Origin of the sequence: Flavonifractor sp. DFI.6.63, assembly GCF_024462255.1 — a bacterium.
Lineage (GTDB): Bacteria > Bacillota > Clostridia > Oscillospirales > Oscillospiraceae > Lawsonibacter_A > Lawsonibacter_A hominis.
Genome location: NZ_JANGBE010000042.1, coordinates 20650 through 29874 on the forward strand (window position 1 = coordinate 20650; position 9225 = coordinate 29874).

A 9225-nucleotide genomic window follows, 5' to 3' on the forward strand; every position below is an offset into this window, starting at 1 on the left:
GCCCTTAACACACCGGAGGGGGCCGGATGATTGCATCTATCTTATCTTTTTTTGCCCGTTATTTCAAGGCGTCGGCCACCCGGTCCAGCGTGGCGGCGTGGGTCTGGTCCAAAAGGTGGGTGTAGATCTTGCCGGTGGTGGCGGGGGTGGAGTGCCCCAGGGCGCGGCCAATGTCGAACAGGGGCGCGCCCTGGGCGGAGGCCACGGTGGCAAAGGTGTGCCCTTACGGTATAATTACGACAAACCGGAAAAGCCCCGTATATCAAGGGTTTTCGGTTATCTGGCAAGGTTTTTCATCCTTTTCCAAACCGAGAAATCGAGCCGCGAAGTAGTTATATCGTAGGGGGTGTTATAGTAACGACAAAAATAAAATACCGTTTGGGCGGGCTGTCAGCCCGTCCAAGAAATCAGGACATTTCCTCTGAAAAGAAGAAATGTCCTTTTTTTGTACCCAAAATCAGATGCCGACAGGAGGAGCACGATGACTGAAAAAACAGCGCAGAAAGAACCGGGCAAAAAGCCCGCGCCATCCAAAAAGCCGAAACCGCAGCAGGAAGTAGTTGTTCAGATTCCGCTCTCCGAGCTGCACCCGTTCCCGGATCACCCCTTTCAGGTGCGAGAGGATGCGTCCATGCAGGAAACCGCCGAAAGCGTCAAGGAATACGGCGTCCTCGTCCCCGCGCTGGCACGGCGACGGGAGGACGGCGGCTATGAACTGATTGCAGGCCACCGCCGCAAACACGCCTGTGAGCTGGCTGGGCTGGCCACCATGCCCGTCATTGTCCGCGACATTGACCGGGACGCTGCCACCATCATCATGGTGGACAGCAACCTTCAGCGGGAGAACATTCTCCCCTCCGAACGCGCCAAAGCCTACAAGATGAAGATGGAGGCCATCAAGCGGCAGGGCGCACGGACGGATCTAACTTCGCCGAAAATTTCGGCGAAGTTCCGCAGCGATGATGAAGTTGGTCAGGATGCCGGTGTGAGCGGAGACACCATCCGCAACTACATCACCCTGACGCAGTTAGTCCCGGAGCTTCAGCAGATGGTGGACGAGAAGAAAATCGCCCTCAGTCCCGCTTATCAGATCGCGGCGCTGACACCCAAGGAGCAGGGGCTGCTTCTGGAAACCATCGACAGCGAACAAGTCACCCCCTCGCTCTCGCAGGCGCAGCGGATGAAAAAGCTCAGTCAGAGCGGCGAGCTGAACGAGGACACCATGCTCTCCATTATGATGGAGCAGAAGAAACCGGAGAAAAGCGACATTACCCTTTCCGGTGAAAAGCTCCGCAAATACTTCCCGCGTTCCTATACCCCATTTCAGATTGAGAACACCATCTTCAAATTACTGGACGCATGGCAGAAAAAGCGCCAGCGCGATCAGAGCCGATGAGCGGACAAGCAGTTTGTTTGTCCGCTATTTTTATGCCAAAAGGAGGACGCCATGTATATCAACACATTCAAATATACACCCAAAGATGTGAGCTGCCAGCTCTGTACCGAGTATGTGAAAAAGCTGGGCTGTACCGCCCTGCGCTGCCCGTGGCTGGCCGAGCGCATCGAGGCCGGTGTGGTCGGCTACCGCGAGGCAGTCTTAGAGACATTTCCCCATGAACGCCGCCTGTTCCAGCGCCTGAACCTGCTGATCAAGCACTATCCCGGAAGCCTTTGGAGCAACGAGCAGCATGAGCGCCGAATGCAGTATCAATGTGCCGTGCAGGGCTACCGCCGCCGCAGGGATACCAACGCTTATTATGCGGCCATGTACCTGCTGACCTCTAATGACGACATTTACCGCCGCACGGCAAATTGCTTCTGCAAGGACAGGATTGAGTTCGGCTATGCGGTGTTGAAAAACACCTCGCCGCACAACTACGCGCTGTTCATGGCGGCGCGCGATCTCTGCGACAAGACGGAGGCGGTCACGATGGCGGACTTAGCGGAACCGGAGGTGATCGACCCGGAGGCGCTGCGCCTGATCGTCAACGCCACTTTGATCGCCCGCTATGGGCTTGCCGCCTTTCAGATCAGAGCGCGAGGTGCTGAATATGAACGCTGATGATTTTGTCGGCGGGCACAGCATCCTTGCGCTGGAGCGCTTTATGGACGAAACCCGCCACATGATTATTTTCGATGTCCTGTCGCGGAAATCCCCCGTGGGCGAAAAGGGCGAACGGCTGCGGCTGTTCCTCTCCGACGTGGGATATGCCAAGGCGCAGGCATCCGAGAAGCGCGGAGAAATCAAAATCTGCAAACACGCCGCCGTCATTGAGGGGCATATCCTCCCTGACCGGAAAAAGCGGCATCACTAAAATGATTGGAGGAATTACCATGAGCAGAGTAACAGAGCTGGAAAAAGCGCTGACCACGCTGTTCCGCAAGGGTACGGAGGTCGGCTACACGGAAACGGAGATCGACGAATTTCTGGAAAACATCGACTATCACGCCCTGCTGCAAGCCGTTTGGAACAAGGCTGAAACGGTCTATGCCTACCGTGCAGACGGCAAGAATGCGCTGAGCTTGGACTATCGCAGCTCGGAGCTGTTCAAGCAGCGAGCGACGCTTCTCTATGAGGACGTAGGCGACAGCTATATCGGCGCGGTGTTTGCTGCCCGGTCGATGGAGCTGTGGCTGCTGGAGGATATGGGCTTTGCCGTCGTTGCCAAATTCAGCGTGAACGCAGGAGAAGGCGAATACGTCACCGAGTATCGCGTCTACAAGGGCAACGACTGGGCGGACAGCGAGATTTCTCTGGATTTGGAGGACTTGGTGGCCGAGCTTGCCGCCCTGTGCGATCCCTACTACGAACACGAGCAGCCCATCTATGAGCTGTGATGTGGGAAAGGAGTGAAAACGGAGCGGCTTCCCCATGCGGGAAACCATTCAGAACGCAAACGGCAAGCAGTTTCACGCCGTCAGCCTGTCCGGTGGCAAGGACAGTACCGCCATGCTGCTTTTGATGATCGAACGGGATATGCCCATCAATATGGTGCTGTCAGCGGACACCGGCATGGAGTTCCCGGAAATGTACGAACACCTTGCCAAACTGGACGAGCATCTTTTCCGGGAGCGCGGCATCCACATCACCACGCTGCGGCATCCCAAGGGCTTTGAATACCTGATGTTCGATGAACCCAAGCAGAAGCCCCGCAGTCTGGAAAACCGCGCAAGACTGGGCATCCCGCCCTACGGCAACGGCTGGCCGGGAATCCGCGTCCGCTGGTGTACCGGGCAGCTCAAAACGCACCTCATCACCAAGGAGGTCAACCGGCTCAAAGGCGAGCTGGGCGCGATCCACTATGTCGGTATCGCCGCCGATGAAGCGTGGCGCTGCAAGGATGAGCGGTATCCCCTCGTGGAATGGGGCATCACGGAGGCGCAGGCGCTCCAAGCCTGTTACGACCGTGGCTTTGACTTCGGCGGGCTGTATGAGATTTACCACCGTGCGTCCTGCTGGTGCTGCCCGTTCCAGCGTATCGACGAGCTGCGAAAGCTGCGAAAGCATTACCCGGAGCTGTGGGAAAAGCTGATGGAGCTGGATCGCCGTGCGCTGGCGCAGTTCGGCACCGGCCCGCTGGGGCAGTTCAAGCAGAACTGGAGCGTGGAGCGGCTGGACGAGCGATTTGCCAAGGAGGACGGTCAAACAGGTTGACTGCCCTGCGGAAAGGATTGAAGCAATATGGCTGTATTTCGCGTTGAACGGACGCGGGATTACACGGTGATGTGCAACCATCACCTGAAAGACAGCAATCTTTCCCTGAAAGCCAAGGGGCTGCTCTCCATGATGCTCTCCCTCCCCGACGAGTGGAACTACACCACGCGGGGGCTGGCTGCGATCTGCAAGGAGGGCGTGGACGCCATCGGGAAAACGCTCAAGGAGCTGGAGCTGGCGGGCTACATCATCCGCCGTCAGCTTCGCGGCAAGGACGGGCGCATTTCCGACACGGAGTACACCATCTTCGAGAAGCCCCGAAAGCCCGCTCCACCGGATACGACTTTACCAGATACGGAAAACCCGTATCTGGATAACCCGGATACGGAGGCACCGGATACGGATAATCCCGCGCAATTAAATACTAAGAAATCTAATACTCAAAAATCAAATACTGATCTATCAAGCACTCATTCATTCTTTCTGCCTGCGGCGGACGGAATGACGGACGGATTTGAGAAAAAAGCGGAGATCAGAGAGCAAATCGAATACGACATTCTCTGTCAGCAGTATGACCGGATGCAGCTTGATGAGCTGGTGGAGATTATGCTGGAGGTTGCTATGAACCGCAGCCCCACAGTCAAGATCGGGCGGGATGCGGAGTATCCCACCGGCTTCGTGCAACAGCGCTTTGAAAAGATCACCTCCATGCACATCGAAAAGGTCATGGACGGTATCCGCGAGAACACCACTCGCGTTTGGAATACGAAAGCCTATCTCATGGCGGCGCTGTTCAATTCCGTTTCCACCATCGACAACCACTACGCCATGCTGGTCAATCACGATTTTCACGGCGGCCCCTAAAGGCCGCTTTTTTTCATGCCCGATTTTGGGAGAAAGGATTTGATACCGATGAAACGCCCCCTTGCCTACATCACCGCTCCGTGGAGCGAGAATGAGTTTGAGAACACCGAAAATGCCGCCAAGTATTGCAGGGCGGTCTATGACGCGGGCTTTTCGCCCGTCTGCCCCGCGCTGTTTTTGCCGCTGTTCCTGCGCGATGAGATCCCGCAGGAGCATAAGGACGGCATCGACATGGCGCGGGAGTATCTGCGCCGCGCTCGTGTGCTGGTGGTTTGCGGCAGCACCGTGGACGAAAGCGTGAAAAACGACATTGCTGTGGCCGAGCGCCTGCGGATTACCGCCACCACGCTGGACGGCATCCTGACCGTCAAGGGACAGGGGCGCAGAAATGAATGAACATCTTCTGCACCGGCTGGTGGTACCGCCTTAGTGTCCCGGCGTTCTCCCTGCAAATCGAAGGAAAGGAGCGTGATAAGTCATGCAGGAAGAAGTTGAACAGAGAATCGTATCCCTGATGATCTCCTGTGGGAAGCTGGGTGAACAGGAATTTCGTAAGGCCGTTGCCAAGCTGCTGGAGCAGCTAAAAAGCGGCCATCAGAAGCATCAGTACAGCAAGGCCAATCCCCACGGAAAAATGACCGTCAAGCAGCTTGCCGCCAAGGATAAGGGATTGCAGAGCATTGAAGTCACCGATCAGAATATCGGCTCATTCAACCGGATTGCCCGGAAGTATGGCATTGACTTCGCTCCATTCAAGGTCAAGGGCGAAAAGCGGTACATGGTGTTCTTCAAAGCGCCGGACGCCGACGCCATGACCGCCGCGTTCAAGGAATATACCGCCAAGCAGGTCAGAAAGGCGGAACGTCCCTCGGTACTGGAAAAGCTGCAACACTTCAAGTCGCTCATTCAGGCGGCTGTGGTGGACAGGACAAAGCGGAAGGAGCTGGAACGATGAAGCAAGTCAACGTCAAAAAGCTCACCCTTCCCAATATTCCGTATGTGTTCATCGCGCTGCTGGCCACCAAGGTCAGCGAGGCGGTGCGGCTGGCTCCCGGTTCGGACGCTTCGGCGAAGCTGCTGAACATTATGACCGGCCTGAACACGGCGTTCCACTCCCTTGTCCCCAGCTTTCATCTCATTGACCTGTGCGTGGGCGTTGCCGCCGCCATCGCCATTCGGCTGGCGGTCTGTATCAAGGGCAAAAATGCCAAGAAATTCCGCAAAAATCTGGAGTACGGCAGCGCCCGTTGGGGAACCGCCGAGGACATCAAGCCCTACGTTGATCCCGCGTTTGAGAACAACATCATTCTCACGCAGACGGAGCGGCTGACGATGAATAGCCGCCCCAAAGACCCGAAAACGGCGCGGAACAAAAATGTCCTGATCGTCGGCGGCAGCGGTTCGGGCAAGACCCGCTTTTGGTTGAAGCCCAATCTGCTCCAATGCACATCAAAAACCTATCCCACCAGCTTCGTCGTCACCGATCCCAAAGGGGACATCGTGGTTTCCTGCGGCCATGCGCTGCAAAAGAACGGGTATCAGATCAAGATTCTCAATTCCCTGAACTTCAAGAAGTCCATGCACTACAACCCGTTCGCCTACATCCACTCGGAAAAGGACATTTTGAAGCTGGTCACGACGCTGATCGCCAACACCAAGGGCGAGGGCAAAGCCGGTGACGATTTCTGGGTGAAAGCGGAAACGCTGCTCTACACCGCCCTCATCGGCTACATCCACTATGAAGCGCCGATGGAGGAACAGAACTTCTCCACGCTCATTGAATTTATCAATGCGATGGAGGTGCGCGAGGACGATGAGGACTTCAAAAATCCGGTGGACTTGATGTTCGACGAGCTGAAAAAGCGCAAGCCAGACCACTTCGCCGTCCGTCAATATGCCAAATTCAAGCTAAGTGCCGGCAAGACCGCGAAAAGCATACTTATTTCCTGCGGCGCACGGCTTGCGCCCTTTGACATTCAGGAGCTTCGGGAACTGACGGCCTATGACGAGCTGCAACTGGACACGCTGGGCGACCGGAAAACCGCCCTGTTCATCATCATGTCCGACACGGATGATACCTTTAACTTTCTCATTTCCATGTGCTATACCCAGCTTTTCAATCTGCTTTGCGAAAAGGCAGATGATGTGTACGGCGGACGCTTGCCGGTTCATGTCCGCTGCCTCATTGACGAGGCCGCAAATATCGGCCAGATACCGCGACTTGAAAAGCTGGTTGCGACGATCCGTTCCAGAGAAATCTCCTGCTGCCTTGTCTTACAGGCACAGAGCCAGCTCAAAGCCCTGTATAAAGACAGCGCGGATACGATTGTCGGCAACATGGACTGCTCCATCTTTTTGGGTGGAAAGGAACCCGGTACGCTGAAAGAGCTGGCGGCGGCACTTGGCAAGGAAACCATCGACAGCTATAACACCGGCGAGAGCCGTGGCCGCGAGGTTTCCCATTCGCTGAACTATCAGAAATTGGGCAAGGAGCTGATGAGCGTGGATGAGCTTGCCGTGCTGGATGGCGGCAAGTGCATCTTGCAGCTTCGCGGCGTCCGTCCGTTTCTGTCCAACAAATATGATCTCACAAAGCATCCCCTCTACCGCTACACAGCGGATTATGACAAGAAATACGCCTTTGACATAGAGCATTTTCTGTCCCATCGCCTCAAGCTCAAGCCGGATGATGCAGTTGAGGTGTATCTGGCAGACCTTTCCGGTGAACCTGTCGCCTGACGGCGGCAGCCTGCTTTGACAACGACTCGATGAAACTTCGTGGAAGAAATGTACCCTCCAAAATCTAAAAAACATATGTTTCGGAGGTACTATTTATGGCTTTCTTTAATTCTGCTGTTGGTGTTCTTCAGACTCTCGTTGTGGCGCTGGGCGCTGGCCTCGGCATTTGGGGCGCGATCAATCTGCTGGAAGGTTATGGTAATGACAATCCCGGCGCCAATGCTCATGTGCGGTAAAGTAACACACAAGAATTTGATAGACAGCCTTCACTATTCAGAAAAATTAACCAAAAAAAAGCAAAATTGAATTTGATAATTGATATAATAGCTAAAATATGGTACTATAAAACAAAAGGAGATGATGCCAATGGTTTGATGAAACACACAACAAAATATAACTTTTTAAGCAAAGGAGGAAGTCCATAATGAGAAAAATCAAAACAATATTAGGGATAGTTTTTTCTTTAGCTATTGTAACAACAATGAACACTACTGTTTTTGCAGCTAACGATTCAGGAATACCAGAACGTAGAGGAGTATATATACGAGAATGTGTAGGTTATGAGCCTAATTATACGAATATTGATTATACTCATAAATTATTAGGTTCTGTTTCAGGCGATAATACTCAAGGCTCAAGTCCTATGCAAATTACATATCAATATGAACAAAGCGGAACAACCACCGCATCTATTGCGGGTTATGCCAATGGCACAACAGAAGCAAATGTTGTTTTTGCAAAAATGCAGGCGGAAGTAGGAGTTGAAGTTACCGGTTCACGTAGTTGGACAAAAGGAACATCAGCGGGTGTCTCATATAGTATTGCACCGGGGAAATTTGAAGTGTTAAATGTTTATATTCCTGCTGTTAGAACAGCTGGTCGTTTAAAATACAAGGTTTATATGGACGGCTATCCTGAAAATGTTTTTTATGAATATAAAACATTAACAGAATCTTATGCACCACAAAAAAATTCTGTCCATTATAAAGTAACAACTTCTAGCTACTCAGCCATAAAAGTTCCAAAGGGAATGACGGTATACACGCCAACAGGAGTATATAAAGCACAATGAAAAACAAATTGTTTATATTACTATTAGCTTTTGTACTTTTGTTGAGTGCTTGTTCTAATAATTCTCCACCTGATGACAACACAAAAGAAGTACTGCCAGAGCTTGAAAGTGCCGGTTCTATTGAAAGCCGGGGCGAGAAATTTATTGAAAATTTTCCACAAGACTATCCTTCATTTGAATTATTAGAATATGTTTTTGGTTCCGCTGAAAATGCCCCAATACAACTGGTTGCGATAGCCCGAAATAAAGAAACTGGTTCATCAGCTACATTATTTGTGCTTGATGAAAATGGGGTAGGTCAGGTAGTTCTTGCAAGTGGTTATTCAGCGACATATTGCAAAGAAGATGGATTACAACTTGATAAAAACGTAATTTCTATTTCTTTGAATTTGGAAATCTCTAGTACAAATTCTGAAATTCACGACTTTAATATTACAGTAACACAGGAGGAAAATCAAGGTAAAGTCAATACAGTGTATTCTTCACAAGAAAACATCAGATCGAAAGTAGCAAATCCAGCCGAGCCAGTCAACGGCAAGTAAATGGGCTTCGCCCACCGTTGACAGCCCCGCCTGTCTTTGCAAATGTGTAGCCAAGAGGACGATAGCCCAAAGTGCTACCGCCCTCTTTTATTTTACAACTGAATAACCGCTGCCCCATAGCGGCACATGAAGCAGTAAGTCTGAAAAAGATTTGCTGCTTTTTTTGCGCCCATTTTTGGCAAATCGAGAAAGTATCGGTACTGATAAGTGAGCAGGGGGAAATTCCGGTCAGGTAGAATAAGTTTCGCAAAAAGACAAAGAGACATGGTTTGCAGATGTCTGGTAGAATGAAGTTGCGACACCACCATTCGAAAGGAGACAGCAAACCATGTCCGAAAAGATTGTACAGCTAA

General features: G+C 52.2%; 13 protein-coding genes and 1 pseudogene. 12 read left to right on the forward strand and 2 right to left on the reverse strand.

Going from position 1 to position 9225, the window contains the following annotated elements; genetic code table 11:
- Positions 1-58 precede the first annotated feature (58 nt).
- Positions 59-205: a hypothetical protein gene (locus NE547_RS16160; RefSeq protein ID WP_256176446.1), complete on the reverse strand. Its 147-nt coding sequence runs from the start codon at positions 203-205 to the stop codon at positions 59-61.
- 276 nt (positions 206-481) lie between these two features.
- Here NE547_RS16160 and NE547_RS16165 point away from each other — a divergent pair, with 276 nt between their 5' ends.
- The 12 genes and pseudogenes from NE547_RS16165 (at position 482) to NE547_RS16220 (ending at position 8872) form a co-directional block, all read left to right on the forward strand.
- The gene (locus NE547_RS16165) at positions 482-1396 is read left to right on the forward strand and encodes a ParB/RepB/Spo0J family partition protein (protein ID WP_256176447.1); all 915 of its coding nucleotides are present in this window, start codon (positions 482-484) and stop codon (positions 1394-1396) included.
- A 51-nt stretch (positions 1397-1447) separates the two neighbouring features.
- Positions 1448-2062, forward strand: coding sequence for a hypothetical protein (locus tag NE547_RS16170; RefSeq protein ID WP_256176448.1), 615 nt, complete (start codon positions 1448-1450; stop codon positions 2060-2062).
- The gene (locus NE547_RS16175) at positions 2052-2315 is read left to right on the forward strand and encodes a DUF5720 family protein (RefSeq protein WP_256176449.1); all 264 of its coding nucleotides are present in this window, start codon (positions 2052-2054) and stop codon (positions 2313-2315) included. Before NE547_RS16170 ends, NE547_RS16175 begins: the two co-directional genes overlap by 11 nt.
- Before the next feature lie 19 nt (positions 2316-2334).
- Positions 2335-2838: a hypothetical protein gene (locus NE547_RS16180; RefSeq protein WP_256176450.1), complete on the forward strand. Its 504-nt coding sequence runs from the start codon at positions 2335-2337 to the stop codon at positions 2836-2838.
- Between the two features lie 34 nt (positions 2839-2872).
- Positions 2873-3655: a phosphoadenosine phosphosulfate reductase family protein gene (locus tag NE547_RS16185; RefSeq protein ID WP_256176451.1), complete on the forward strand. Its 783-nt coding sequence runs from the start codon at positions 2873-2875 to the stop codon at positions 3653-3655.
- Positions 3656-3682: 27 nt separating this feature from the next.
- The gene (locus NE547_RS16190) at positions 3683-4519 is read left to right on the forward strand and encodes a DUF6017 domain-containing protein (protein ID WP_256176452.1); all 837 of its coding nucleotides are present in this window, start codon (positions 3683-3685) and stop codon (positions 4517-4519) included.
- 48 nt (positions 4520-4567) lie between these two features.
- Positions 4568-4915: a hypothetical protein gene (locus NE547_RS16195; RefSeq protein WP_044927052.1), complete on the forward strand. Its 348-nt coding sequence runs from the start codon at positions 4568-4570 to the stop codon at positions 4913-4915.
- Between the two features lie 82 nt (positions 4916-4997).
- Positions 4998-5474, forward strand: a complete 477-nt coding sequence (locus tag NE547_RS16200; protein WP_240287425.1) for a PcfB family protein — start codon at positions 4998-5000, stop codon at positions 5472-5474.
- Positions 5471-7258, forward strand: a complete 1788-nt coding sequence (locus NE547_RS16205; protein WP_256176453.1) for a VirD4-like conjugal transfer protein, CD1115 family — start codon at positions 5471-5473, stop codon at positions 7256-7258. Before NE547_RS16200 ends, NE547_RS16205 begins: the two co-directional genes overlap by 4 nt.
- 95 nt (positions 7259-7353) lie before the next feature.
- Positions 7354-7482: pseudogene (locus NE547_RS16210) on the forward strand (Maff2 family mobile element protein); the annotation flags it as partial.
- Between the two features lie 200 nt (positions 7483-7682).
- Positions 7683-8330, forward strand: a complete 648-nt coding sequence (locus NE547_RS16215) for a YfkD family protein (RefSeq protein WP_006857809.1) — start codon at positions 7683-7685, stop codon at positions 8328-8330.
- Complete coding sequence (locus NE547_RS16220) at positions 8327-8872, forward strand: hypothetical protein (protein WP_006857810.1); 546 nt, start codon at positions 8327-8329, stop codon at positions 8870-8872. The genes NE547_RS16215 and NE547_RS16220 overlap by 4 nt, the downstream gene beginning before the upstream one ends.
- Positions 8873-8964: 92 nt before the next feature.
- Here NE547_RS16220 and NE547_RS16225 read toward each other — a convergent pair.
- The coding region (locus tag NE547_RS16225) for a hypothetical protein (RefSeq protein ID WP_256176454.1) at positions 8965-9225 on the reverse strand (261 nt) is incomplete at its 5' end.